The sequence below is a fragment of the Paenibacillus sp. Y930 genome (genome assembly GCF_056786375.1).
In genome coordinates, this window is record NZ_JBXCIX010000042.1 from 1 (window position 1) to 622 (window position 622).

At 35.4% G+C, this 622-nt stretch carries 1 pseudogene; it reads left to right on the plus strand.

Annotation, left to right across the window (positions count from 1 at the left end):
• Positions 1 to 54: 54 nt before the first annotated feature.
• Positions 55 to 622 (plus strand): annotated as a pseudogene (locus AC1TO5_RS21280) (transposase); the annotation flags it as partial.

Sequence of the window (622 nt, forward strand, 5' to 3'; positions counted from 1 at the left end):
TGCAGTGCACCCCAATTGTTAGACACAGTCTAACAATTGGAGGTGCATTTTTTTATGGCCAAATTTAGTCGAGAAGATAAATTAGATGCAGTAAAAAGGGCTTTGAATAGAAAAGAAAGTTATCTCGCCATCGCTAAATCGATTGGTGTTGATGATAAAGCCATACACAAATGGGTTAAACAATATGAATACAATGGAGATAAAGCGTTTTTAAAACAATATACAAATTACACACTACCGTTTAAACTAGACGTACTAAATTATATGATTGAACACGGTACGTCCTTAATGGAGACAGCTGCGATTTTTAAGATAGCAGCACCATCAAGTATCATTAAATGGCGAAAACAACTTGAAATCCAAGGATTTGAAGCCCTTCAATCAAAAATAAAGGGGCGTCCATCCATGAAGAATAAAGAGATAAAGAAACAGCCAAAGCAGATACCATTAGAAAGCTCTGCAGAAGCACTTCAAGCACGTATTAAACAACTTGAAATGGAAAATGCCTACTTAAAAAAGTTGAATGCCTTAGTTCAAGACAAGGAAAAATCACCAAACAAGACAAAGCTGAAGTGATCTATGAATTAAGGCATGAATTTCCGGTGAGAAAATTAGTAAAGCT